Origin of the sequence: Thiothrix eikelboomii, from assembly GCF_900167255.1 — a bacterium.
In the GTDB taxonomy this organism is placed as follows: domain Bacteria; phylum Pseudomonadota; class Gammaproteobacteria; order Thiotrichales; family Thiotrichaceae; genus Thiolinea; species Thiolinea eikelboomii.
Map to the genome: position 1 here is coordinate 118,711 of NZ_FUYB01000002.1, position 23,812 is coordinate 142,522.

Below are 23,812 nucleotides of genomic sequence, written 5' to 3' on the forward strand. Positions count from 1 at the left end.
GCAACCCAAGATCAAAACCCACTGGTCTTGGTCTTCAAAGGCATCACCACCACGCGCCGATTAGCGGCCCAAGCTGCTTCATCATCGCCCATCACCACGGGTTTACGTTCACCATAAAAACGTAGCTCAAATTGATCTTCATTCACGCCATGATCGACTAAATAATTACGGATCGCGACTGCCCGACGAGCAGACAATATTTCATTGTATTCCGTATCTGCACGTTGGTCGGAGTGAGTTTCAATACGGTAGCGGTATTGCGGGCAAGCTTTAATATTATCCGCTAGCTTGGCAAGAATCGCGATATTAGTCCGGTTCAAGGTGGCAGAAGCGGTCGGAAAAAGCTCAGCATAGAGCAACACCGCTGTATCACAGGCGAGGGCTGGCGCAGTTTCAGCCATTTGAACGGTATGAACTTCCACGACTTTATCCGTGGCTGGGGTCACCAGTTCCTGTTGGGCAGGTCTTGATACTGGCGGTTCAACCACTGGGTTGGCTAAATTAGCCTCCGATTTAGTATTTAATTTAGTGTCTAATTGAGCGGCTGGTTTAGGGCGTGTGCTTGCAGCCACCACTGAAGTTTGCTTGGGCTGCTTAGCTAGCCATAGCTTATACTCCTGATCAGCCTTCTGTTTAGCACTGATAAAATTATCAACGGTCTTCAGTACCACCTCGCCTAACCATTTGCCAATATCAGTACAGTCCGTCGTATTATGCCCTTCACCCCAAGTCGCGAGCTTATGATTCAATAAAGGATTACGCAAAGTGCTCGCCCCTTGGGTAAACGAGGTCCAAATACCTGCTGTACAACATTGCGCATTATATTCAATCCGTGGCTCACCGGGTTTGAACGGACCAAGATGCTTAGGGTAGCTGGGAAACATACTCATTTCTGGTTGGCCAGGAGTCTTTTCCATCTCCTCTTTACTCAGCAGCCGCATGCCCGCTTTTTCTAAACGACGGATGACTTGCGTCTTTAGATCACTAGGCAATTGAATATTTTTAGGTTGTGCACTGTTAATGGCGTCGTCAAGATTGATATATAGCCCCGTCAAACCCTGCAAGGCTAGATTGCTAAGTTGGTAATCTTCGTGAGCCAATTCAACTGGTGATGAACGCGAGTTAGGATAAACCGCAGGGGGTGATTGGTTTGCATGCAGATCATTCATCACGACCACAGAAAACCAGACTATCCATGAGTATTTGCTGACCATAGTTTGCCACCTCATTATTGTTATGATGCTTTAATCCTACCAACTTGCATCCAGTGGGGTATTGAGATCTTGAGCTAAAACTACCAGCTACGAGTCACACTCAAAGTCCCATCCTTTAAGTTATCCCCTGGAAAAGCGTTAGTACCATAATTACTATATTCAAGCTTCCATTTACCCAGTATTGATGGATTGTTATAACCAAAGGCGTAATGCCAATTAAGATCACCCCCTTTCAATGGCACACTGGCCGTAGTACGCGCATACCAGTTGGGGTTGGGATTCCATTGCAAACTGCCACTTAAACTAGGCCGACCCTTGACTGGCACACTCAGATTACTAGAAGCCGTGAGCTTATACTTTGCTAAGGGAATAGATTTGAATTTATGCCCAAGATTCAAACTCGCTTTATCCAAGGCTAAGCCCTGACCGGGCTGAATCGGTCCCCAATTATTTAGCTGTGCTGACCACCCCCCCGCTTTATAGTCCGCATAGCCAGCGCTCCAAGCATAACTCACTTGACTAGCCTTGAGGGAGACATTGCCACCGATAAACCAATTCGCTTGCGGTGACCAAGTAGCACTCGCTGATAGGGTGTGGCTACCCTCTTTCAATGAGAAACTGCTACCCAAGCTACCGGCTAACCGCAAGCTTTTCTGGCTTTTCGCATCCACTATCCCAGTCATACCATGTGCCTGAGCTTTAGTTTTGCTGTTAGTTTTGGTTTGCGGTTTAGGTGTTGCTTTCGGCTCAAGATACAAAGGTAGGCGCCCATCGGCTTGCGGCTCAATGACCGCAGGCAAAACTGTTTCTGTTGGTGTAGCTACGCCTTTACTCGGCCTAGGTTTTACAGGCTTGATCGGTTTTGGTTGAACGGCCTTATTGAGGTTAACGAGTACAGGCTTTCCTTGTGGCCGTGTCACTGCAGGCTTTTTCTGGGTAGCTAAGATCCGTTTTCGGGCGGATTTAAGCTTTTTTTTGCGTACTGGTGTTTTTTTCTGTGTTGGCAGTTCGCCCGCGTTGCCTTTTGCACCCTGCCCTTTAGACTGAAGGCGTTTTGTTGATGGCATAACCTGGGTATTGGTCTTTACATTTGTCGTTGTACTTGGCTTTGCATTTGTTTTTGCTGTACTTGGCTTGCTAGTTTTTATCTTTGTATTTGCAGTAGTTTTTGTCTTTGTTTTTATCTTTATTTTTGTCTTTGACTCGGCAGTTTTGGTATTTGTTTTTGGCTCAAGAATGACAAGATCAATCGGAATCACCAAACGCTGATCGGTGGCTTGTTGCTGTATCGCTCTTGGCATGGGCTTGTTCGCCGCCTGTGCTGTCGCAACCGTTGGCTGACTAGGTTTTGCGACTGGAGCAGGCTCAGGCAGGGTTTTGCGTGACTTGCCTACACAAATCGGTTGCCATACAAAAGGGTAAGGGATAGGTTTTTGCTGTGGCACCAAAGCGACGACTGCTCTGGTATAAGCAGGATTTGGAGTCGCTGCCTCCCGAGCTAATAAACCCGTTTCTGGATGAGGAAAACACTGCTGCCGGTAAATCCGATGTAACAGCAAATGATAGGCCTGCGGTGCAATACGAATCTCGTCCAAGAGTACAGGCACAAAACGATCCGCTGGGTCTGAGCTAAGAAAGCCCCACTGCCTAAATCCTGCCCACTTCGAAGCCGGTTCAGCAGCTAAAGTTTTATTCAACCGATTGGCTTGCCAACTGAGATTATAAAATTGATCCTCTTCCAAGACCTCGCAATAATCCCATTGCAAAGCCACTTGCTCCGCCGTTTCACGTAAACTCGGGAAACGGATCGCAGTTTGCTGCAAGGCCAAGAGTGCGATGTCTAGCGTACCCGCCTGCAAGCTGGCTTGATTAGCTTGTGTACCTAACCACTCATCCGGCCACTGCTGACCCGGAGGGGAAATATTAAACAGCTTATCGAGTTGCTGTTTAGCACTTGCACTATCCGTCGCACAGAGCAAATTTTCTAGCGCCTGTAATAAAGGCGGTCGTGCTTGTGCAAAACTCGTCTGTTCCCACATGCAGCCCACGGTAACTAGCAATAATACGCCTTTATTTAACCTCGCAAACATCGCAGGTTTTGATTTTAGCCGGGCTGAGTGTCAAACCTCGCTGGCAACGTTTACAGATTGGGTAAAACTCACCGTACTTTTTATACAATAACAAGCTTAAAATAATGCCATTCGTATTCGCTGTAATGGCTTTGTTATAACCACCACCGTTTTCATAAACGCCAGAATACCAACCCCGCTCAGGATCGTAAGCAGTACTTACGGTATAGGCGAGGGTTTTGCTATAGGGATCATCTGGGAATAATAAGGCCAGTGAGAGTGCGGCCTTAACGGACAGGGTTTTTAAATGGTCATAACGGACCCCTTTATCTGTGGTTGCATTCCACGGCAGCCCCGCAGTAAAGATCGTGTTATATAAAAAGTACGGTTTTTGGTCGAGGTTGTCTTCTGAGACAGCGGTAACAATACCGGTTTCTTCCCAACGGCGTTTTTGTACCTTGAAAATATTCTCAATCAGTGGTTTATTTTCAGCATCAATCCCATTTTCTATCGCATCCATTGCATAGGATTCAGTCACCACATAGTTATAAGCACCTAAATCACGCGGATCGCGCCGATCATAAACAATCGGTAGATCATAAATATTGATGGTTTCACGGAATTCATTATTGTAAGTAGCCGCAACCCGTTGATCATACCCCAACTCACGGAAAATTTTCCCCGCATACTGTTCATAACCTAAACGCCCCTCTTGGGCTACTACGATCTTTTTATCTTTGGAGGTCTGGTCGCGGTACATGCCGAACATTTGTCCCTCTTTTACTATCCGGGTTAAATCCCAACGCTCGATCGTTTTTTTCGCCGGATAAGCGTATTTAGGATGCATACAACCTAAGGTATTCAGCCACGAAATCATTCGGGCTAAATCCAAAGCCGATACACCAATACCCTCAGGAGCTGGTTGATTACGATAATCAACCATCGCAGCGGTCGCCGCATGATAAACTTTGTTGGGTGCTTCCTTATTAAACAGCTCCATATTCGTCATGGTCTTAAACATGGCCTGCACACGGTCATCGAAATCCTTATCGTTGATCAAACCGAATTCATGGGCGGCAATCGTCGCTGCCAGTGCTGAACCTGTGTCCCACATAGTCGTGGATTGGTATTTATCCGCTGCGTTATACAAACCTGTTGCAGGATTGTAATTATTTTCAAAATACTTCCATGCGATCTTGGCTATTTCTATATCTTTGGAGCACAAACCCTTAGGTTCACCTAGACAACTATTATTGGGTTTTTCGACCAACTGGCAGAAAGTATCTGTACGTACTGGGGACTGAGGCTGGCTAGTTTTTAGTAAACTCAGCAAGCCTCCTTGAGTTGCAGCTTGCTGATTGCCACCGAAGCTGGCATTGATCAAATAAATAATCACCCCGGTCAGCAATAACCCCGCCAACCACACCAAACCCACCACGACAGAACGATGCTTCAAGCGACTGGTTTTATTCTTCTCATGCTCAGTCATTCCCAAGTTCCCCCAAAACGGTTTCCAGTTCTTTGCGCACGGTATCCGCTGTCGGACTCAGATCACCTGCTTTCCACGCCGCCACCAATTTGTCGATTGGTCCCATCAAACTTTGCAGGCGAGCTTTTTTATCCGCTAAGGCTTCACCTGCTTCCCAAATGATTTTTTTTGTACTCGCCAGCTTATCGGCAGCCTCGACACCCTTAGCCTCTAGCCGCAATAACTCAGCCTGATTAAGCAAACCTAAGGTTTTATACAAGTCCAAGCGCTTTTGCAGATGAGCGAGTTTTTTATTATGACTGTCTTCGGTTTCCTTACTGAGTTTGCTGGTAACCAAAGAGATGGCCTCCAGCTTTTCAGTCAGTGGGATTAGGGTTTTGCCCATGTTTTCAGCAGAACCTCGTTGTAAAGCGTCGACAGCGGCCAACTGCCTCTGTAGTTGCTGGTTCTGGATCAGTAGATAAATGAGCAACCCCAAACCTAAGCTCAGTAATAAACTCAGTAAAAGATGTTGAAATAGGTTCATCAGCTATACTAACCCCCCTTATTATTTTTTTATGAATAGCGCTTCAGCTATTGGACCGGACACCAGGCCTGAAGTGTCAATGCTAAGGTCTGCATTTGGATAGGCTTGGTCAAACAGGCATTCATGCCCGCTGCTAAATACTCTTGCTCGTCACCTTTCATCGCATTAGCGGTCAAGGCAATAATCGGGAGCTGTTGCTCTGGCAGTTCTGCCCGTACCCGCTTAGTCGTTTCAACCCCACTCATGCCCGGCATCTGAATATCCATCAAGACCAAAGCAAAATCGCCGGTACGTAAATGTTCCAAAGCCTGAAAACCATCATCGACCACAGTGACCCGATAACCTAGCTTCAGTAACATGCCTTTTGCGACCATCTGATTAATTTTGTGATCTTCAACCACCAGAATATGGGGTGCATTCTCCGTACTGAATGACGGGTCGCTAGCCTGCCAGACTGAGGTAGGCTTAGTTTGGGTCACTAAGTCAGCGGTAGACTCGCTAGCACAGTGGCTATCTTCCGCTCTGGTGGGAATCTGAAACCAAAAAGTGCTTCCGTGTCCCTCCTGACTGTCTACGCCAATACTGCCCCCCATTAACTGCACTAACTTGCGACTAATGGCTAAGCCTAAACCGGTACCACCGTGATTATGTTGGTCGTAGCGACTAATTTGGCTAAAAGCATGGAAAAGTTTGGCTTGTTTTTCCGCAGAGATTCCCAAACCGGTATCTTGAACCTCAAAACGTAACATCCCAGACTCGCCCTGCAGCACTCTGATACTAATTTGCCCTTCCGTGGTGAATTTAATGGCATTGCTAAGCAGATTGAGTAATACCTGCCGCAAGCGTAAAGGATCGCCCCAAAGCTTCATGGGTATCCCAGCTGCTAGTTCAAGCACCAACCGCAATTGCTTTTGCTCAGCAATCGTGCGCATGGTAGCGATTACATTAGGCAAAATATCGTTAATACAAAAAGGTTCTTCTAAAAGTTCTAATTTGCCCGCCTCTAAGCGCGAAATATCTAAAATATCATTGATAATCCCCAATAAAGCTTGGGCAGATTGCAAAATAGTTTCCACCTGCACCCGCTGTTCGGCTTGTAAGGCCGTATGCTGCAATAGAGTTGTCATCCCAATGATACCGTTCATCGGAGTACGAATTTCATGACTCATCGCAGCCAGAAAGGCACTTTTAGCCCGACTCGCGGCTAAAGCTTGATCACGTGCCTCAACCAGTTCTTGGGTACGCTCAGCAATCGTTTGTTCTAGCGAGTCCGCTTGAGCACGTAGCTCTTGGTTAGCTTGATATAACTCTAGACTCTTGCTTTCCAATAATTGCTCAGCCTGTTGGCGGGCATTATGCTCACGCTCCAAGCGTTTTTCCAAGCGTGCGATTAGCTCTAGCTCCGCGCTCATGATTAGCTGACCAAGCGCGTAATATGAAATTCGACGTGATTGCCTTTACCTTGGGAGCGGTCGATGATTTCTAGCTGAGTCGGCTCATTAAAATACCTCAAGCAACCTTCAATCAAACCTTCCGCTAAAGAAGCAAAGGGATGTTGGGAGTAATAAATCATGATCAATTTATTATCATCTGCACTTCGACTCGTTGCAAAACGCGGTAACTCCGCATCAGGATAGAGCTTACGGACTTCGACATGAATATAATTCTCAATCGACTCTAGAAAATCAAAGGCATGCTGCGTACTTTGGAAAAAGCCCGGATATAACTCTACAAAGCGACCGAACAAATGTTGCCCAAAAACTTTTATTAGCGTGGGGACAGGTAAATGAGTTTTACTGGATAAATTAGCCACCAAGGCTAACATTTCAGCATGCGGATAAGTACCGACTGAGGTATAGGCACCACCTGAAGCCAAGTCAGATTCGTCGATAATATCATCCACCATCTCTGCTGAAAATTCACTCTCGACCATTTCCAGAAACTCGATAAAGACTAGACCTTTCATGTGTCCCTCCGCTACAAAGCAGGTGATTGAAATTATGGATAAATCGTCAAACCATGCTCGGCTGATCAGCATCTAGCCACGCTTTAACTTGGGCGTATTCGGCAAGTAAGGCTTGCAAATGCCCTTGCGCACGTGCTTGATTATGATCGTCCTTGTAGGTTTCCAACAGACTCGCCCATTCAGCCATTTTGAAGGCACCAATTAACTTGCTACTGGATTTGAGTTTGTGGCAAATACAACCAACTTGGATAGCATCCGCTTGAGCAACACAATGCTCTAACCGGCTCAAAGCCGAAACAGTATCCGCACGAAACACCTCGACCAACTCGGTAAAACCCTCGGCCATGATGTCCTGCAATTCGTTATAAACTTGTTTATCAATGACGGAAGTTGTGCTTGTCATATTATTAGTTACGCTGAGCTTATATTTATATATTTTGGATAAGACCTAATGCTAGCATGTAGCGATAAAACAAGTTAACTATAATATAAAAATAATAGATTGAATATGAATATCCTTGTGGTAGATGACGCTAAAGATATGCAATTGATCTTGCGCCGCATTTTGACGCTGATGGGGCATCAGGTCGTGTTAGCCGATAATGGGCAAACAGCGTGGGAACTCATCCAGCAACATCATTTCCAGCTCGTTATTAGTGACTGGATCATGCCCCTCATGGATGGCCCAACCTTATGCCGTACCATCCGTGCAGCTAACTTGCCCCATTATGTCTACATCATCCTTCTGACCGGGATGTCCGGTAAACATAGCTTATTGCAGGGCATAGATGCTGGAGCAGATGATTTTGCCATCAAACCGATTGTGCGTGAGGAACTAGCCGTCCGCTTACGTGCTGCACAACGAATTTTGAATTTAGAACAGAGTTTAGAGGACAAAAATCGCCATCTAGCCAGTATCAATCAATCCCTCTCAGCCGCTCAAACTTTGATTGAAAGTGATCTCAAACGTGCTGCTGCTTTGCAAACCGGTATTTTACCTCATCAGAAACAATTCGGGCGCATTCAACTCGATTGGTTTTTTCAACCTGCACAATATGTTGGCGGGGATACTTTTAACTATTTTCCCATCAATGATGATTTATTCTTCTTTTATTCGATTGATGTTTCTGGGCATGGGATTGCTGCTGCTTTATTGTCGATGTGTTTGCAAGCTTTATTAAGTGCGACCAGTCAACTGCATTGCTTAGATCAACCTAATCACCTCCACATTGCGAGTATCCCCGCGCAACTGGCCGCAAAATTAAACCAGCATCTCCATGAGCATTTAGATACCCATGATCATTATCTAACCATGATTTTGGGCATTATGGATACTCAGCAAGAATATCTACATTTTGTACAAGCGGGTCATCCACAGCCCTTGTTATATCGCCCCCATCAAGGCTGGACACAAATTGACTGTACCGGTTTTCCGATTGGCTTAGTGCCTGATGTAGACTATGAAACCATTAGCCTAGCTTTCCCAAGTGGGAGTCGCTTTATGCTCTATTCTGATGGCTTACTAGAATTACCTACTGCCGAGGCTAATCCTCTAGACCCCAGCTTTTTAATCCAAAGCTTAACCGCTGTCACTCAGCAGCCTGTCAGTCAAGCGATTGAAACTTTGCGTCATGCCCTAGGCTTAGATCAAGCAGCGATATTGCGCCCTGATGATATTTCTTTATTAATGATTGATCTAAACTAAACTCGTTTTTTTAAACTTAAATTTTGATTTAAAACTAAATGCTTATTTAAAATAGAATAGTGAGTGTAGGCCTGTCATATAGTCCGTTTTATCTAGGGCAAACCCGCTGGACAACATCCAGCAAAGCCTGAATCTGAAACGGTTTACTTAGGAAATCATCCATACCTGCAGCTAGACATAGCTCCCGATCACGTTCCATCGCATTAGCAGTTAGGGCGATAATCGGGGTAGGATGAAACTGCTTTTGCTGCTCTAGCCCACGAATCAGCTGCGTTGCCTCTAAACCATCCATCACAGGCATTTGCACATCCATCAGAATCACATCAGGTTGCTCAATTTCCCAGGCCTCTAAAGCCTCTCGTCCATTTTCAACAAGGATCACTTGATGACCTGCTTTATTCAATAAGCGCCGTGCCAACAGGCGGTTAACTGCATTATCATCGGCCAAAAGAATCTTTAAAGCACAACTTGCTGGCGACAAATTAATATTGGCTACTGTAGTCATCGGCAAGGCTTGCTTAGCTGTGGTCAGTAGCAGACTAAAATAGAAAATACTCCCCTGCCCCAGATCACTTTCGACCTGGAGTTGCCCCCCCATCATACCCACCAAGCGTGAAGAAATCGTCAAGCCCAAACCGGTGCCACCATAAGCACGAGTGATGGAGCTATCGGCTTGCTGGAAAGGCTGGAAAATACTCGCTTGCTTTTCTATCGGAATCCCAATCCCCGTATCACGGACTGCAAATAATAAATAGACCTGCTCTGCGGGTGCATCGCTTTGCAAACTGATCGTAACAACGACCTCACCTTGCTCGGTAAACTTGATGGCATTACCGATCAAATTAATCATAATCTGCCGTAAACGCCCAGGATCACCAATCAGTAAATCCGGTATATCCGCCGCCAACTCCCAGCGAAAAGCCAACTGTTTTTGCTGCGCTCTGACCTGCAAAGGCAAACATGTATCATGCAATAAAGCACGGATTGAAAAACTGACAGGATTGAGGACTAAAGCCCCTGAATCAATCCGCGAAAAATCGAGAATTTCATTGATAATATCGAGCAAAGCATTCGACGAAGACTTGATCATCTGCAAATATTCGCCTTGCACAGCAGAAACTTCGCTGTATAACATCAAGTCAGTCAGACCGATAATGCCATTCATCGGTGTCCGAATTTCATGGCTAATCATCGCTAAAAACTCACTTTTAGCTTTATTCGCAGTTTCCGCAGCCGCCTTAGCTCGCAGAGCCTCCGCCTTCACCTCTTCTAGATGAGCATGTTGCTGACAGGCTAAGCACGCTGTTTCTAGGCGTTTCAAAATCAAACCCAAAGCCAATAAATAAGCATCTGATAAAGGTGGATCACGCACTAGCACTAACAGACCATTTCCCCCGACAGGCATGAAATGATAGGTAACACCAGCAAGCACATGGATCTCTCCCGGCTTCTTAACCTGCCAAGCTTGAGTCGCCACCCGCCTTAGCTCAGCGGCTAATAAGGGTAACTCCTGCTCTAAACTGCCCTGCAATAAAGGATAACCGTAACAAGGATTCGGCACCGTCGTCGCAATATCCTCAGGCACAAGGCCATTATGCAGCCAAATATAACCACTACGCCCATTCAGCAATTTTAGAGCTGGGATTAGAAATTTACGCAGCATGGTACGTAAATCCAGATCCTGTCCGATTAATAACGCCAAAGCATATTGAACGGAAACAATCTCTAGTGTCATTTTCATGGTATTTGCTCGATCGGTGAGAGGATACCGAGCACTAAAGTTTTATTAAAAAGCTCCAAACACGTGTTGCCTCCATCCGCGATTTCGCCCAAAGATAAGCCACCTACTAAGGGAACACCGCAGGGTAAGGCCTGATGGATCGTATTAATCTCCTCAGCAAAACGCTCTTGTAAAAATAAAGCTCGACTAATGCAATCAAATAACAAAGCCATCAAGGGTAACTTATCTGCCGGAATGATTTGTACACAGCGTCGTGAAGCCTCTAGTAGATGATCAACATCACCCTTGAGAATATAAATAATGTGATTAATCGGCACATCCCCCACACAAACCAACGCCTTGCCCTGACGAAATAATGGATCGCGCACCACGACATCCCCAGAAATACGATCCAAGCCAAAGGGATAAGCCTTGGCTAAATCAAAGAAATTATTGACTCCAAACTTCTGACCACTATCCTCCTCAACGACCTCTCGATAGACTTCAAACGCCGGTTTATAGTTAAGGGTAGTCATCGTATTGTCATAAGCGCCCGTCACAATAAAGGGGCCGGCAAACTTATGCCAACCATGCTCAATACTCAGGCTAACCGATAACGGTAAAGCAGTGATCTGAGCACAATCCATCCTCAACCCCTGATTACTGATCAGACAAGGTTGCTGGACAAAACTCAATGAACCCGCTCCCCCGCCTAAGTAACGATAGCGACTGCCGAAGACTTCATAGAGATTTTCTAATAAACTGGTAATGCGCTTGCTCAAACCATCCACTAGAGTCACTAAGCTTGCACCCTTCGGAATCTGTGCTTCTAGAGCCACTACTTCTGGAAAATAATCATACTCAGGGCTAGATAAATGCTCGATCCAATGGACTTGTGCCTTAACGGGTAAAGCACAGACCAAACTCCCCCGCTTTAGGTTTTGTCCATGTGCAATAATTTCTGGAAAAATGCCACCAAACACCGGAAGGGGTAAAGCCTGCAAAGATGCATCTAGTTGTGCTGGCGTAAAACCATTTGCATCGGCGGCTAGCACTAGCAAACTTTGTGCACCGCTTGCGAGCGCACGCTCAAACAAAACAAACAGTCCCTCACAGGTTCCGCTGGTTTCAACAAATAATTCGACACAGAGTGGCTTGGCAGACATGGATAAAATCCTGTATGTTTATTTTTATAATCGTCATTGAGTACATTCTACCCAAGCCGTTTATTATAAGAAAGTTTTATTAAACCTGCTCTGAGACTAATTCAACTATTGCTGCTGACGGGCTAACAAGTGTAAACTATCAATATTAATTAAAATGATAAGTTTCAATACGCTGCAACCAATTAGGATAATAAAAATGCAAGTTTCAACCCAAACTCAGGGCAGATTCACCATTGCTACCATTTTGGATACTCGAATGGATGCTACGATCGCTCCCCAACTCAAACACTCTATCGCCCAACTCATCAATGAGGGACATAATTGTATTATCTTAGATATTAGTGCCGTCACTTTCATGGACAGCAGCAGTCTTGGAGCACTGGTTAGTCTGTTGAAAATGTTAGGTAACCGAGGTGATCTGATCATTACCGGAGCCAGAGGCATTGTGGCAGATCTATTTAAACTGACTCGCATGGATCGCGTATTTCGGATGGCAGTTGATGTGGATACTGCCCTAGGTGCTAGCTTGGCTACTGCTTAGTAGCTACTCAAATAAACTCTTGCATCAATCAGGAGAGGGCCCTGATGAACAGCATACTGCGAATCGCCAGCCAAGCATACTGGCATCAACTCACATCAAAAAAAGACAAAAATAAAAAAAATAGGGTACGTGATGGACACTAATTACCAAGAATATAACATCCGCCTGTCCATCGACAGCCGCCTTGAACAAGTTCGCGTCTTATCGGGGGCTTTACGCGGGATTGGTCAAGAACTACAACTCACCGACGATAAGCTAGGGCAACTCGAACTCATCATGGTCGAGGCGGTTAATAATGTGATCGAACATGCCTACCAATTAGAGTCTGGCAATGAGGTGCATGTACGTGTCGAATACAGCCCACAAGAAGTCCATCTGATTATTTCTGATCATGGCCAAGCCATGCCGGACCAGTTGCATACTGAAGTCCGCGTCATGCCTAATCCTGAGGACTTACCTGAAGGCGGTTGGGGTATGGGATTGATCCATTTACTGGCCGACTCAATCCGTTATATCCGCGATGCACGGGGTAACCATTTGCATGTTAGTAAACATTTAGTTTAAGGCCATTAAGCGCCCATCACTCAGTAGCATCATTAGAATAATTAGAATCATTAAAAAATTGCGTTTTACCCTCTAATCACAACAATAAGAACACTGCTATGGGATTCTATTTCGACAAATTTGAAACTCGTCAACCTGAGCCGCCGCTAGTCTATTCGGCAGTGACGGAAGGGATCTGGCAATTTCTCGCTGTTATCGCCATGACACTCGGTGCATGGTATTTGTGGTGGCGATGGACGGCCTCACTCAATCCTGATGCCCTCTGGTATGCGATTCCGCTAGTCGTCGCCGAAACAGCCTCCTATTTTGGACTTGGCTTGTTCATCTTCAATTTATGGAAACTAGAGGATTATCCACAACAACCGCCTCCTGCTAATGTTCGCGAGGTGGTCAACCCTGATCATGCGGAAGATCGCCCTATCAAGGTCGATGTTTTTTTTCCTAGCTACAATGAGGACGTGGAATTAGTTCGCCTGAGTATCCTTGATGCAAAAAAAATCACCTATCCCTTCCCGATTGAACTGAAGATCTTTGTCCTCGACGATGGCAAACGTCCAGAAATGCAACAAGTGGCTGAACAAGAAGGGGTTGGTTATCTCACACGTAGCAGCAATATCGGCTTTAAAGCCGGTAATCTACGCAATGCGATGGAACAAACTCACGGTGATTTCATTGTGATTTGTGATGCCGACACCCGCCCTTTTCCCACTATCCTCGAACATACCTTAGGCTATTTTCGTGATCCTGAAGTGGCATGGGTACAAACTCCACAATGGTTTTTTGATTTACCCGAAGGTAAACGCTTGCCGGATTTTCTTGGTCGCTATTTAAAAACACCGGGGCGCTGGCTTGGCAAGGGCGTGGAAGCGGTGATCGGCGAAGTGCGCGTAGGTGAAGACCCTTTTGTCAATGAACCTAAAATGTTTTATGACGTGATTCAACGTCGGCGCAATTGGGCCAATGCCTCATTTTGCTGTGGGGCTGGCTCAATCCATCGCCGTGAAGCAGTCATGGAAGCAGCTCTCAAATGTTATGCCGATACCATTGAAAAACAGGTCGGCAAACAATCCAAACAATTGCAAAAACTGATGGGAGGTGAAGCACTCGATAGTAATTTAGTACAGGAAATGCGGCATCAAGTCGCCAGTGAAGAAGAATTCACACCGTATCGTTTCCATGTTTCTGAAGATATTTATACTTCAATTGTGCTGCATGCGGATCAAGATCGTCACTGGAAATCAGTACTGCACCCAGCCGTAGAGTCGAAAATGCTCTCCCCACAAGATTTGCTGAGCTGGACGGTACAACGCTTTAAATATGCAGGAGGTACGCTCGATATTGCCCTGCATGATAATCCCTTAGAGTTGGTCACAACGCTTGATGTATGGAGCGACTATTTGGTCTTATTTCGGTGGCATCTGGAATCTAATTTTTCTGCTTGCACCGTTGGTGTATTTATTTGCGGGGATCGCCCCTGTCAGCGCTTACACTGGTGATTTTTTCAAGCATATCCTGCCCTTTCTGATTTTCATGGAGTTAGCTTTTATGGTCGGGACTTGGGGCATTGCTGGCTATCGCTCTAAAGCCAGCTATTTATCCTTTTTCCCCGTTAATTTGCGGGCGATTTGGACAGTGTTGAAAGGTGAAAAAATCAAATTTCCAGTCACCCCTAAAGATCGGCAAGAAGGCAATTTTTTCCATTTGATCTGGCCACAGTTTGCCGTGATAGTCTTGACTGTATGCGGCGTACTCTATGCCTCCATCCAGTATTTTATACTCCATAATCAGGACTATTCGCTGGGCGGAATTTTGGTCAATATCTTTTGGGGATTGAATAATATTTTCGCACTCAGCGGGATTGTACTGGCCGCCTTCTGGCAACCGGAAGCAACCGACCTTGCTGAGGAAGAGCAGGCAACCGCCGCTTATAAGAATAACGAGGTGATCGCATGAGTTTCAAACAAGGCTTGGTTCGCGCCCGCAGCCATATCATTTTTCTGACCGGATTAGTGACCGCCTTTGGGCTAGTCGGCTGGTTAGAGGGGATCAGCATGGGCAATGCTGCAACCCCTGAAGCGATAGTGACCGCCAGTCAGGAGGTGAAAATTGCCCCTACGCGCCCGCTCACCGCAGAAGAATTAGCCTGGGCAAAAATTGCATGGAAGTATTTTCAGAACAATACCATTGCTGATACAGGTTTAGTCAACTCGGTTGATAATTATAATGCATCAACCTTGTGGGATACCTCGTCTTATCTGATGGCAGTGATTGCGGCACAGCGTCTAGGTTTGATTGACTCGATTGAATTTGATAGCCGTATTGCTAAAACCCTCGAGACTTTAGCAAAACTCCCCTTATTTGAAGGCAAATTACCCAATAAATCCTATAACACTCTTTCCCTGCAAATGGTTGACTATACCAATCAGCCCAGTGAAAAAGGTATCGGTTGGTCTGCGATTGATATTGGGCGCATTCTAGTACCGTTCAATGTGCTCGCATGGAATTACCCACAACATACCGCCGCAGTGAAACAACTGATCGCCAGCTGGAATACTCAACCCCTGCTAGTAGATGGTGTGCTCTATGGTGCAGTCGTCACCGACCAAGGTGAAACCCAGTATGTGCAAGAAGGACGGTTGGGCTATGAAGAATATGCCGCCAAATCCTTTAATCTGATGGGGCTGGATGTTTCTAATTCACTGCGCTATACCGACTTTCTCAAATTTGTCGACATTGAGGGGATTCAGATTGCTACTGATAGCCGTGACCCACAACAGTATGGTGCGCATAACTATGTGGTCAGCGAACCTTATATTCTTGATGGTATCGAATTTGGTTGGGATCATATTTCTCAAGAATTAGCTTGGCGGGTGTATAAAGCCCAAGAAAAACGTGCTACCACTACCGGCATCCTAACAGCAGTCTCTGAAGATAATATTGATCAAGCGCCTTACTTCGTCTACAACACGGTATTTACCAGTGGCAAAGCATGGAATGCAATTACTGAAAAGGGTGAAGATGCCAGTCAATTCAAAACTTTAAGTACCAAAGCAGCTTTTGGTTGGCATCTACTCTATGAGACTGATTATACCCACCGACTGATGAAAAAAGCGGCGAGTCTAGCTGATCCAGAACGCGGCTGGTATTCTGGCCTGTATGAGGTAAGTGGCCAACCGAATAAGGCGATTACGGCAAATACCAATGGTATTATTTTAGAAGCTTTGGCCTATAAACAAACGGGCAAGCTTATGAAATTAAGTCATTAATTCGAGTTGATGACCTAAGCTGAGGCGTGTTATCGCTTTATCAAAACTCCATAGCAAACTGGAGCTATGCTGTTCCAGATTTTGCTTAAAATCTATACTTATACTAGTCTTAGCCTATCTATAACAACTCAAGGTTCAGCCACGATGCAAACACTAGATGAAAGCAACAAGCCCCCTTTTAGTGCTGAAGAAATTCGCATCTTAGGGAGTCTGATGGAAAAACAATTAACGACACCGACGAATTATCCTCTGACCATCAATTCACTGATGTTAGCTTGCAACCAAAAAACCAGCCGCGAGCCAATCATGAATTTAAAAGAAGGTGAAGTGGGGCATATTGCTCGTAGCTTGATTGAATTTGGCTGGATCGTCATGCAAAACAGCGGGCGTGCTCAACGAGTTGAGCATAAAGTGCAACGTCAATTAAATTTAACACCCCAGCAGCAGGCCGTTTTAGCCGTATTGATGCTACGTCGCCCACAAACCCTGAATGAATTAAAATTACGCACTGAACGCATGGCAGAGTTCACACAAACTGAACAAATCCGCACTATACTTGAAACGTGGCTGAGTGCTGAACCCCCTTTAGTCATGAAATTACCTCCTCAAGCAGGCCAGCGAGAGGAGCGTTATTATCATACTTTGGGTAGGGAAACTTTCGAGCTACTACAGGCTGAAGCCAACGCAGCTCGATCACAAGAGACGCCTGAGCTTCAGCCTTCACACGTTGAGCTATTAGTTAAACGTCTGGACGAATTAGAGCAACGAATTAACCAGCTTGAAGAACTTGTGACCAATGGTTAGTTAAACTAACCCAGCAGGATAAATTTCATCACTTGTGCATTGCAACAATATTGACTAATATAGATTTCATAGCACGGTTTTACTGAAGTGCAAAACAGTTTGTCGGCGCTCGCAGCTTAATAGGTAGATGACTCCTCCTCTCCTCCAATCATATACCGTTGCGAGCGCTTTTTAATTTCTCTGGGTTTATTGCAAACTCGCTAAAGCGCTGGACATCAAGCATAGCGCCATTGCCCACATGCTAAGCCGTCCAGCGTCCACATCCCAATCTGATAACGAATCAATCTTAAGGTCGGAAAGCCTACCGCTGCGGTCATACGTCGTACTTGGCGATTCCGGCCTTCACGAATTTTTAACTCTAACCAACTGACTGGAATAGATTTTCTAACACGAATCGGTGGCTGACGCGGCCATAAATTCGCTGGCTCAGGGATTAGTTGCACCTGAGCAGGCAAAGTCCAACCATCATTGAGTTGCACACCCGTCGCTAAAGCCTGCAAAGCTTCTGGGGTTGGCTCGCCTTCTACCTGTACCCAATAAGTCTTAAAGGTTTTATGCTTAGGGTCGGCAATGCGCTGTTGCAAGCGCCCATCATTGGTCAGAACCAATAAACCTTCACTATCTCGATCCAAACGTCCTGCCGCATAAAACTTAGGAACTGGAATAAAATCAGCCAGTGTTAGTCGACCCACTTCAGCAGTGAATTGGCACAGCACATCATAAGGTTTGTTAAATAAAATCACTTCAGACATCGGCTAGGCCTAACATCAGGGTTTGGATAATAAAGGCTGAAACCCTGCTGTGGCATAAGTTTCAAACCCCTGATCAGTCCGCCAGATAAAAAACGCCTTGAGCTGATGTTGATCAGCAAAAACCTTACCTTTCAGCTCACCCATTGCCATCAGCATGGTTGAATAGGCATCTGCTAAACTGGCCGTATCTGCAACCACTGAAACTGAGGCTAAACTATGACTGACCGTCTGCCCCGTCTTGGTATCAAGGGTATGCGAATAGCGCTTACCGCTTTCGATAAAAAAATCACGATAATCCCCCGAAGTCGACAGCCCTGCATCCACTAAATGCATACCCTGCTGCACACTACGGACTGAATCAACCGGTTTTTCAATCCCGATGCGCCAAGCATCTCCTCGGGGGCTTGAGCCTAAAGTACGTACCTCGCCACCGACTTCGACCATATACTGTTTAATCCCCTGCTGTTCGAAATACTCAGCCAATAAATCCACTGCATAACCGGGTGCAATCGAAGCTAGATCCACATAAAGATCGGCTTGCGTCTTACGCAAAGCAGGCGGATTTTCTTGAGTTAAGAGTTTTTCATAACCTACTTTGGCTAGGGCAAGCTTAATCTCTGCTTCACTTGGAGGCTTAGTGTTGGTCTTTGCCTGACTCCCAAACCCCCAAAGATTCACCAACGGCCCAACGGTTATATCATAGACCCCTTCACTCAACTGACTCACTTGCTGGGCAGTTTGCACGAGTTTGACTAAATCCGAGGAAACTGGAAACCATTCCGTTGACTGTGCCTGATTAAAACGCGAGATTTCTGAATCTTGACGCCAATTAGACATTTGCTCATCAATGCGCTCTAAAATCTGCTCAACGCTAGCCCGAAGTTCTTTAGCCTGATGCGGGCTATTTGGCGGAGGTACTAGAGTAATATGCCAAGTAGTCCCCATACTCTCGCCTTGTAAACGCAGCGAGTCTTGCTGGTTAGAACTACAGGCTACCAACCAAACTGCCAAGCTTAAAACCAACATCCAAGCTGGCAGCAGAGTTATTTTTTTTAAGCCGAGCATACGATTAACGCTGTTTAACTGGTGTCGTAACGGCTTCACGCCCTGACGGATTGGTAAAACGGTCATTCAGACGTTGGACTAAACGATCCACTGAATGACGAATATTATCCAACCGACGGCGATTCAAACTACCCCAACCGGCGGGTTTGCTTTGGAAAATAGAACGAAACCAACCCGTACTTTTCTGGAAAGCAGCCTGCAAATTTCCATAAGGTTCTTCTGCACTGAGTGGTTTAGCTAGATAATGCCGGACTTTGCTACGAATCAGGAAATGAATCACCAATAAAATCATCAATGGCAAGACAATAGCAAGCACGGATAACACGGGGCTGGCTTGTACGTCTGGCAACCAATCAGGGTTAAAATTCAACCCTTGCCACCAGCCCAGCCAAACACTTAAAGCAATTCCGCCCACCGCTAAAGCCGCCAGAGCGATGCCATCCCAAATTAACGTATCACGCCGCCAACGTTGTAACAGGGTACGCAAACGCGGTACAGCTTGTTGCTCAATCTGATTACTGGTCGACTCTAAATTACCAATAATCCGATAAACCCGTTCAACATTAACACCATCAATCCGTTCCATAATGCGAACATAATCAGCATCCCGCTTAGCAACATAGCGCGCCCAAACCGCTTCATCCGCAACGGGTACTGCGAGGCGATCATTAAACAGAATATGAAAGCTGCCTGCCGATAGACCACTTTGCACCAACGCTTTCTGCCAAGAGGCGACAATATCTTCTAAATTATCTTCTCGTGCCGAGGTATCAATTTGGTTGAGGATAAACAGGAATTTAGAATTATCATTCCGACGCTGAGTACCACGCACTAAATGCTCTAAAGTATCCTGCATGGCCCCCGGCTCAGGGTGGCGAGCATCGAAAAAGACCAACACCAGATCCGATAACTCAATAATATGATCCGTCAACCGCAAAATCGCCTTGCGCTGTGCATCCGCATCGAATCCGGGCGAGTCAATTAAAATTCGCCCACGCAGCTTTTCGCTAGGTGCGGCTTTCATTTGCAGATAGTTATCAATCCGTGAGCCTTCACCCGCACTGACTGCTTCAATTTCCTCACCAATTTGATAAAAAGGAAAACGTGGATCACCATCCAAAGCCAAGCCGGGTAAAGTACGCTGGGTTCCATCAGGGCTATAAGTGATGACCGTGAAACGATCATCCACGGCTTGATTACCGGTGCGTTGCAATTCTAGGCCGAGATAGGTATTAATAAAACTCGACTTGCCCGCTGAAAATGTCCCCAGAATTGAAATCAAGGGCCACCAAGAAATCCGCGTTGCATAGGACTCACCCGCTGCTAATAAGCCGATTTTTTTGGCAACTACATCGAGTTCACGGTATTTGCCAACCACATCCACCATTGTGGGATTTTCCCGCTTTAAATGCTCTTGCAGCAGATTAAGGCGTTGTTCCATGCGTTTATCAGGGGTCATGCGACGATCCTTTATTTAATAATGCCAACCTACCTAAGTTGCAGCTGATGATGCATTCAGCTGTGAACGACCGCCTCCTTGAGGACTGGTAGGTTGTTTAGACTGTTGATTTACCGGGGTAGCAGGTTGAGTTTGCGGTAGGGTCGGTGCAAGCCCTTGCTGCCCCTGATAAGGCCAACCGGCATTATAATACGGACTAGGATAATAAGGTACTAGCGGTGTAGTCGGTAAGGACATCGGTGGAGGACTGTCATTCCCACCACCAAAAGGCATAAAGCTGTTAAACAAGCGCATAGGCTTAGAAATACTCCGATTCATACTCCACATATCATGCTGCATATTATAAGCTGATGCTGCCATGTGCTGAGTAGAAGCATTCATTTGTGTCACATCATTCGACATCTGCTGAGTGCTATTATTCATCGCATGCATATTGCTAGACATCGCATTGGTGGAATTAACAATACTGCCCATCTGCCCTGACATGATGGTCATACTGCTAGAAATACTCAGCATACTGCTATTGACTGAAGCACTTAATTGCACAATCGTCTCTGCTAGACGATTCACATCACTGGTCAAACGCTGGATTAAATAAAAACCATAGCCTGCCAAAATGACGAAGGCAACTAATGAAGGATAAACCAAAAATTTTAGAACCGTCGTTGCATTAGACTGCCGTGACTCAAACTGGCGTAAGTCCTGCTCAACATCAGTTAATTCGTGCTCGACACTTTTTAACTCTGAATTAACTTCATCTAAAGACACATTAGATTGAGTCGACATGTAGGATGCTCCTGTGGGTTTGTAAAGGAGCTCCAACTCGCTGGAGATCCCCAACCATAAAACATTAGGCTACAAAACAGTTGCAGCCTGCCTTTTTATCTTTGGTGGATTAAGGGAGCGTGGCCTGCCTATTGACCTGCCACGACTCAGTTTTATTATTTTATGGCAGCACCAATTTCGGCAGCTTTAGTGGGATCAACGACATCCGCATAAACTTTAATGCTTTGCAATTCAGCCACCCGACCTTGCTCTGCAAGCCAAGGCGCAATTTCCACATACAAACTCACTGCTTCAGTACTTTTACCTTGCTTCCAGTAAACATTCGCCAATTCGCCTTTATAGTCTGGCTGATTGTCTTTCTTTAATAAAGACTGATAGAAGCTGACTGAGCGATCATACTCGCCACTCCAATAAGCTTCACGTGCTGCTAGTAATAGGTCTTCTGCACTCGAGTTTTCGTTCACTGCTTGGCCAGCAGCCTGATTAGCAGTAGCCGTTGCAGCTTCTGCAGGGGCTGCACCCGCTGCCACTTGCTCAGTCACAGAAACTGAACCTGTAGCTGCTGCTTGCTCAGCAGCGGCCTGTTGTTGAGTAGCACTGGCATCAGCAGCTGGCAAAGCAGCGGCGGCTTGTGCCGTGGTAGAAGCTGCTTCATGACCTGCAGCTGCTTGATTGGCAGCCACTGCTTCATGACCTGCAGGCTCTTGCTGTGCCTGTACTTCATGCTGGCCTGCTTTAGCCTGATGTTCCTTCTTGGGTGGCGCACCGCTGCCCACAATCCAATTTAAAACAATAGCAATAGCGGCCAGTATCCAAGCAAACGCTATGGGATGTACTAATAGCCAACGGAAAGCTTTCATGGATATCTCCTATTCCAAACCCCGAATACGGTTAATTAATAAGGTGGTAAAGCTCCCGCCCCAAAGCATCTATCTCAGCAGAAGCCTTAGAACGCGGTTCCATTTCAAATACCGCTAAACCCTCACTAAAAGAGCGGCGATACGTTGTTCTTAAATAAAGACGTGAATCTAATAACTGCAGCCCGTCTAACGTCTTCAGGGCCTCAGCCGCTTCTGTGGTTTCACGCACAGAGGCATGGGTATCTGCACGATTCAGCAGAGCCAATAATTTAACGGGTCGCTGCTCACGAATCTCTGCAATCATTTTTAAAAAACGTTGGGTTGACCATACGTCAGCTTGGCTAGGTGAAACGGGAATCAAAATATGATCTGCACGTTGAATAGCCACCTGTGTAGCCTGCATATCCGATAAACCCATATCCACCAAAACATGCGTATTCTGCCCCTCCATACCTAAACCTTCGGCATAACGCTCTGGTTTAATCTGTGGCAAATAACCTTCCTCAGCACGAATATCAAAGGCATCGGAGGTCGTGCTTTGTGGGTCAAGATCATACACCAACACATGAAGATTTTGGCGTGTTGCTGCCCATAGCGCGAGGTTAAAAGTGACCGTACTTTTACCCGTTCCACCCTTCAAATTACCAATTAATGTAATCATGCCCGCTATTCACCTATTACAAGCTAACCATGCCCGCGCTAGCTTGCTAGCTCCTATTATTGAGCCGGAGCCGATTGTTGTGGCTGAGCAGGTGCAATTTGAGGCTGATGATGCATACGCCCACCACCTTGTCCGCCTTGCATACGCTGCATTGGCATCGGTGACCGACCTGCTGGCATCCCATACATCGGCGGCATCGCTTGTGGCATCATCGGCATAGCGTTAGTTTGTGGCATCACTGGAATAATATACCAATACTGTGTAGGCATTTGTTGTGGATAAGGCTGTTGATACGGCATCTGCATAGGATACATTGGCATCATTTGCCCCATCGGACGATGCATCATCCCTAGCTGCGGTGGCATACCTGCCTGCATATTAGTCGGATTCGGCATCAGCGCTTGTGCAGGGACTTGAGCGATTTGCTCAGGAGGCATACCCTCAGGAGCTTGGGGCGCAGGCCCTGGTCCCGGAGTGGCTTCAGCAGCAACAGGCTGCTCAGGCATAGCAGGCATTTGCAATTGCATTTGAGCCAATTGTCCTTGAGCGGGTGCTTCAGTGGGTGTCTCAGCCCCATCCGTTGGAGCGGCTAAGATCTCTGGCATCTCTAGTTGAGTAGACCCAACTGCAACTGTAGGCGCTGCAGGTTGGGTAGGGGCTTGTGCCGCTTGTTCTGGTGCTGCAGGTTGGACGGGGGCTTGTGCCGCTTGCTCTGGTGCTACTGGAGCTGCAGGTTGGACGGGGGCTTGCGCCGCTTGTTCTGGTGCTACTGGAGCTGCAGGTTGAGTAGGCGCTTGTGCCGCTTGCTCTGGTGCTGCAGGTTGGACGGGGGCTTGTGCCGCTTGTTCTGGTGCTGCAGGTGGAACAGGCGCTTGTGCCGCTTGCTCTGGTGCGGCTGGAGCAGTTGGTACACCTTGCTTTACAGTAATACCTGTTTCAGACGCTGGCGCAGTGAATGGTCCTGGAGGCGCTGCTGGCATATCCGCAGCCGGATTACTCGCTACTGCACCCGTCTCGGTCGATGAAGTAGTAGCAGTCGTGGTAGTAACAGTAGCACCCGTCGCTTCTGCAGAGCCAGCAAATGGTCCTGGAGGTGGTAAAGGCAAATCTGCAGCTAAAACTGCACCAGAAGCCAAAGCTGTCGCGATAGCCAACGCAACTAGATTTTTATTAAGCATCTTCATTAAAGAACTCCTTAA

General features: G+C 46.3%; 23 protein-coding genes. 7 read left to right on the plus strand and 16 right to left on the minus strand.

The window, feature by feature from the left end; genetic code table 11:
• Nucleotides 1-11: 11 nt before the first annotated feature.
• The 7 genes from B5D50_RS02475 to B5D50_RS02505 all read right to left on the minus strand — a co-directional run bounded on the left by B5D50_RS02475 (nucleotide 12) and on the right by B5D50_RS02505 (nucleotide 7,667).
• Nucleotides 12-1,214 (minus strand): OmpA family protein, encoded by a 1,203-nt coding sequence (locus tag B5D50_RS02475; RefSeq protein WP_159448552.1) that lies wholly within the window; start codon nucleotides 1,212-1,214, stop codon nucleotides 12-14.
• 80 nt (nucleotides 1,215-1,294) lie between these two features.
• Nucleotides 1,295-3,304, minus strand: coding sequence for a hypothetical protein (locus B5D50_RS02480; RefSeq protein WP_078921000.1), 2,010 nt, complete (start codon nucleotides 3,302-3,304; stop codon nucleotides 1,295-1,297).
• A complete protein-coding gene (locus tag B5D50_RS02485) occupies nucleotides 3,285-4,772 on the minus strand; it encodes a DUF3131 domain-containing protein (protein ID WP_078921001.1) in 1,488 nt (495 codons plus the stop codon). The genes B5D50_RS02480 and B5D50_RS02485 overlap by 20 nt, the downstream gene beginning before the upstream one ends.
• The gene (locus tag B5D50_RS02490) at nucleotides 4,765-5,298 is read right to left on the minus strand and encodes a hypothetical protein (RefSeq protein WP_078921002.1); all 534 of its coding nucleotides are present in this window, start codon (nucleotides 5,296-5,298) and stop codon (nucleotides 4,765-4,767) included. The genes B5D50_RS02485 and B5D50_RS02490 overlap by 8 nt, the downstream gene beginning before the upstream one ends.
• A gap of 47 nt (nucleotides 5,299-5,345) precedes the next feature.
• Entirely contained in the window at nucleotides 5,346-6,710 is a 1,365-nt protein-coding gene (locus tag B5D50_RS02495) for an ATP-binding protein (protein WP_078921003.1), read from the minus strand.
• A 2-nt stretch (nucleotides 6,711-6,712) separates the two neighbouring features.
• On the minus strand, nucleotides 6,713-7,264 hold the full coding sequence (locus B5D50_RS02500; RefSeq protein WP_078921004.1) for a heme NO-binding domain-containing protein: 552 nt from the start codon (nucleotides 7,262-7,264) through the stop codon (nucleotides 6,713-6,715).
• A gap of 46 nt (nucleotides 7,265-7,310) precedes the next feature.
• Nucleotides 7,311-7,667 carry an Hpt domain-containing protein gene (locus B5D50_RS02505; protein WP_078921005.1) on the minus strand — a complete coding sequence of 119 codons (357 nt, stop codon included), beginning with the start codon at nucleotides 7,665-7,667 and terminating at the stop codon, nucleotides 7,311-7,313.
• 105 nt (nucleotides 7,668-7,772) lie between these two features.
• Here B5D50_RS02505 and B5D50_RS02510 point away from each other — a divergent pair, with 105 nt between their 5' ends.
• The gene (locus B5D50_RS02510; protein WP_078921006.1) at nucleotides 7,773-8,969 is read left to right on the plus strand and encodes a PP2C family protein-serine/threonine phosphatase; all 1,197 of its coding nucleotides are present in this window, start codon (nucleotides 7,773-7,775) and stop codon (nucleotides 8,967-8,969) included.
• An 88-nt stretch (nucleotides 8,970-9,057) separates the two neighbouring features.
• On the opposite strand, the gene B5D50_RS02515 is transcribed toward B5D50_RS02510, so the two are convergent.
• Complete coding sequence (locus tag B5D50_RS02515) at nucleotides 9,058-10,710, minus strand: response regulator (protein ID WP_078921007.1); 1,653 nt, start codon at nucleotides 10,708-10,710, stop codon at nucleotides 9,058-9,060.
• Entirely contained in the window at nucleotides 10,707-11,855 is a 1,149-nt protein-coding gene (locus tag B5D50_RS02520) for an FIST signal transduction protein (RefSeq protein WP_078921008.1), read from the minus strand. The genes B5D50_RS02515 and B5D50_RS02520 overlap by 4 nt, the downstream gene beginning before the upstream one ends.
• A gap of 196 nt (nucleotides 11,856-12,051) precedes the next feature.
• Between B5D50_RS02520 and B5D50_RS02525 the strand changes: the two genes are divergently transcribed.
• The 6 genes from B5D50_RS02525 (at nucleotide 12,052) to B5D50_RS02545 (ending at nucleotide 17,030) form a co-directional block, all read left to right on the plus strand.
• Nucleotides 12,052-12,396: an STAS domain-containing protein gene (locus tag B5D50_RS02525; RefSeq protein WP_143594222.1), complete on the plus strand. Its 345-nt coding sequence runs from the start codon at nucleotides 12,052-12,054 to the stop codon at nucleotides 12,394-12,396.
• A gap of 132 nt (nucleotides 12,397-12,528) precedes the next feature.
• Complete coding sequence (locus B5D50_RS02530) at nucleotides 12,529-12,960, plus strand: ATP-binding protein (protein ID WP_078921010.1); 432 nt, start codon at nucleotides 12,529-12,531, stop codon at nucleotides 12,958-12,960.
• Nucleotides 12,961-13,058: 98 nt separating this feature from the next.
• Nucleotides 13,059-14,456 (plus strand): glycosyltransferase family 2 protein, encoded by a 1,398-nt coding sequence (locus B5D50_RS02535; protein ID WP_234975771.1) that lies wholly within the window; start codon nucleotides 13,059-13,061, stop codon nucleotides 14,454-14,456.
• 34 nt (nucleotides 14,457-14,490) lie between these two features.
• Nucleotides 14,491-14,913 carry a hypothetical protein gene (locus B5D50_RS20580; protein ID WP_234975772.1) on the plus strand — a complete coding sequence of 141 codons (423 nt, stop codon included), beginning with the start codon at nucleotides 14,491-14,493 and terminating at the stop codon, nucleotides 14,911-14,913.
• Nucleotides 14,910-16,226 carry a DUF3131 domain-containing protein gene (locus tag B5D50_RS02540; protein WP_078921011.1) on the plus strand — a complete coding sequence of 439 codons (1,317 nt, stop codon included), beginning with the start codon at nucleotides 14,910-14,912 and terminating at the stop codon, nucleotides 16,224-16,226. The genes B5D50_RS20580 and B5D50_RS02540 overlap by 4 nt, the downstream gene beginning before the upstream one ends.
• Before the next feature lie 144 nt (nucleotides 16,227-16,370).
• Nucleotides 16,371-17,030, plus strand: coding sequence for a YceH family protein (locus B5D50_RS02545; RefSeq protein WP_078921012.1), 660 nt, complete (start codon nucleotides 16,371-16,373; stop codon nucleotides 17,028-17,030).
• A 215-nt stretch (nucleotides 17,031-17,245) separates the two neighbouring features.
• Here B5D50_RS02545 and B5D50_RS20005 read toward each other — a convergent pair whose 3' ends face one another.
• The 7 genes from B5D50_RS20005 to B5D50_RS02575 all read right to left on the minus strand — a co-directional run bounded on the left by B5D50_RS20005 (nucleotide 17,246) and on the right by B5D50_RS02575 (nucleotide 23,797).
• Nucleotides 17,246-17,782, minus strand: coding sequence for an rRNA large subunit pseudouridine synthase E (locus B5D50_RS20005; protein WP_143594223.1), 537 nt, complete (start codon nucleotides 17,780-17,782; stop codon nucleotides 17,246-17,248).
• Between the two features lie 15 nt (nucleotides 17,783-17,797).
• The gene (locus B5D50_RS02550; RefSeq protein ID WP_234975773.1) at nucleotides 17,798-18,913 is read right to left on the minus strand and encodes an FAD:protein FMN transferase; all 1,116 of its coding nucleotides are present in this window, start codon (nucleotides 18,911-18,913) and stop codon (nucleotides 17,798-17,800) included.
• On the minus strand, nucleotides 18,852-20,306 hold the full coding sequence (locus tag B5D50_RS02555; protein ID WP_078921013.1) for a dynamin family protein: 1,455 nt from the start codon (nucleotides 20,304-20,306) through the stop codon (nucleotides 18,852-18,854). The genes B5D50_RS02550 and B5D50_RS02555 overlap by 62 nt, the downstream gene beginning before the upstream one ends.
• Nucleotides 20,307-20,339: 33 nt before the next feature.
• Nucleotides 20,340-21,092 carry a hypothetical protein gene (locus B5D50_RS02560; protein WP_078921014.1) on the minus strand — a complete coding sequence of 251 codons (753 nt, stop codon included), beginning with the start codon at nucleotides 21,090-21,092 and terminating at the stop codon, nucleotides 20,340-20,342.
• Nucleotides 21,093-21,247: 155 nt separating this feature from the next.
• Nucleotides 21,248-21,952: a tetratricopeptide repeat protein gene (locus tag B5D50_RS02565; protein ID WP_078921015.1), complete on the minus strand. Its 705-nt coding sequence runs from the start codon at nucleotides 21,950-21,952 to the stop codon at nucleotides 21,248-21,250.
• A gap of 31 nt (nucleotides 21,953-21,983) precedes the next feature.
• A complete protein-coding gene (locus B5D50_RS02570; RefSeq protein ID WP_078921016.1) occupies nucleotides 21,984-22,613 on the minus strand; it encodes a nucleotide-binding protein in 630 nt (209 codons plus the stop codon).
• Nucleotides 22,614-22,669: 56 nt separating this feature from the next.
• The gene (locus B5D50_RS02575; RefSeq protein ID WP_078921017.1) at nucleotides 22,670-23,797 is read right to left on the minus strand and encodes a hypothetical protein; all 1,128 of its coding nucleotides are present in this window, start codon (nucleotides 23,795-23,797) and stop codon (nucleotides 22,670-22,672) included.
• Nucleotides 23,798-23,812 lie beyond the last annotated feature (15 nt).

Excerpts from the sequence above, each read along its gene's own strand:
- B5D50_RS20580 (WP_234975772.1), top strand. The coding sequence starts at position 14,491 with ATGGAGTTAGCTTTTATGGTCGGGACTTGGGGCATTGCTGGCTATCGC.
- B5D50_RS02475 (WP_159448552.1), bottom strand. The coding sequence starts at position 1,214 with ATGGTCAGCAAATACTCATGGATAGTCTGGTTTTCTGTGGTCGTGATG.
- B5D50_RS02490 (WP_078921002.1), bottom strand. The coding sequence starts at position 5,298 with ATGAACCTATTTCAACATCTTTTACTGAGTTTATTACTGAGCTTAGGT.
- B5D50_RS02575 (WP_078921017.1), bottom strand. The coding sequence starts at position 23,797 with ATGAAGATGCTTAATAAAAATCTAGTTGCGTTGGCTATCGCGACAGCT.
- B5D50_RS02500 (WP_078921004.1), bottom strand. The coding sequence starts at position 7,264 with ATGAAAGGTCTAGTCTTTATCGAGTTTCTGGAAATGGTCGAGAGTGAA.
- B5D50_RS02560 (WP_078921014.1), bottom strand. The coding sequence starts at position 21,092 with ATGTCGACTCAATCTAATGTGTCTTTAGATGAAGTTAATTCAGAGTTA.
- B5D50_RS02485 (WP_078921001.1), bottom strand. The coding sequence starts at position 4,772 with ATGACTGAGCATGAGAAGAATAAAACCAGTCGCTTGAAGCATCGTTCT.
- B5D50_RS20005 (WP_143594223.1), bottom strand. The coding sequence starts at position 17,782 with ATGTCTGAAGTGATTTTATTTAACAAACCTTATGATGTGCTGTGCCAA.
- B5D50_RS02550 (WP_234975773.1), bottom strand. The coding sequence starts at position 18,913 with ATGACCGTTTTACCAATCCGTCAGGGCGTGAAGCCGTTACGACACCAG.
- B5D50_RS02540 (WP_078921011.1), top strand. The coding sequence starts at position 14,910 with ATGAGTTTCAAACAAGGCTTGGTTCGCGCCCGCAGCCATATCATTTTT.
- B5D50_RS02530 (WP_078921010.1), top strand. The coding sequence starts at position 12,529 with ATGGACACTAATTACCAAGAATATAACATCCGCCTGTCCATCGACAGC.
- B5D50_RS02545 (WP_078921012.1), top strand. The coding sequence starts at position 16,371 with ATGCAAACACTAGATGAAAGCAACAAGCCCCCTTTTAGTGCTGAAGAA.
- B5D50_RS02505 (WP_078921005.1), bottom strand. The coding sequence starts at position 7,667 with ATGACAAGCACAACTTCCGTCATTGATAAACAAGTTTATAACGAATTG.
- B5D50_RS02515 (WP_078921007.1), bottom strand. The coding sequence starts at position 10,710 with ATGAAAATGACACTAGAGATTGTTTCCGTTCAATATGCTTTGGCGTTA.
- B5D50_RS02525 (WP_143594222.1), top strand. The coding sequence starts at position 12,052 with ATGCAAGTTTCAACCCAAACTCAGGGCAGATTCACCATTGCTACCATT.
- B5D50_RS02480 (WP_078921000.1), bottom strand. The coding sequence starts at position 3,304 with ATGTTTGCGAGGTTAAATAAAGGCGTATTATTGCTAGTTACCGTGGGC.
- B5D50_RS02555 (WP_078921013.1), bottom strand. The coding sequence starts at position 20,306 with ATGACCCCTGATAAACGCATGGAACAACGCCTTAATCTGCTGCAAGAG.
- B5D50_RS02535 (WP_234975771.1), top strand. The coding sequence starts at position 13,059 with ATGGGATTCTATTTCGACAAATTTGAAACTCGTCAACCTGAGCCGCCG.
- B5D50_RS02565 (WP_078921015.1), bottom strand. The coding sequence starts at position 21,952 with ATGAAAGCTTTCCGTTGGCTATTAGTACATCCCATAGCGTTTGCTTGG.
- B5D50_RS02520 (WP_078921008.1), bottom strand. The coding sequence starts at position 11,855 with ATGTCTGCCAAGCCACTCTGTGTCGAATTATTTGTTGAAACCAGCGGA.
- B5D50_RS02570 (WP_078921016.1), bottom strand. The coding sequence starts at position 22,613 with ATGATTACATTAATTGGTAATTTGAAGGGTGGAACGGGTAAAAGTACG.
- B5D50_RS02510 (WP_078921006.1), top strand. The coding sequence starts at position 7,773 with ATGAATATCCTTGTGGTAGATGACGCTAAAGATATGCAATTGATCTTG.
- B5D50_RS02495 (WP_078921003.1), bottom strand. The coding sequence starts at position 6,710 with ATGAGCGCGGAGCTAGAGCTAATCGCACGCTTGGAAAAACGCTTGGAG.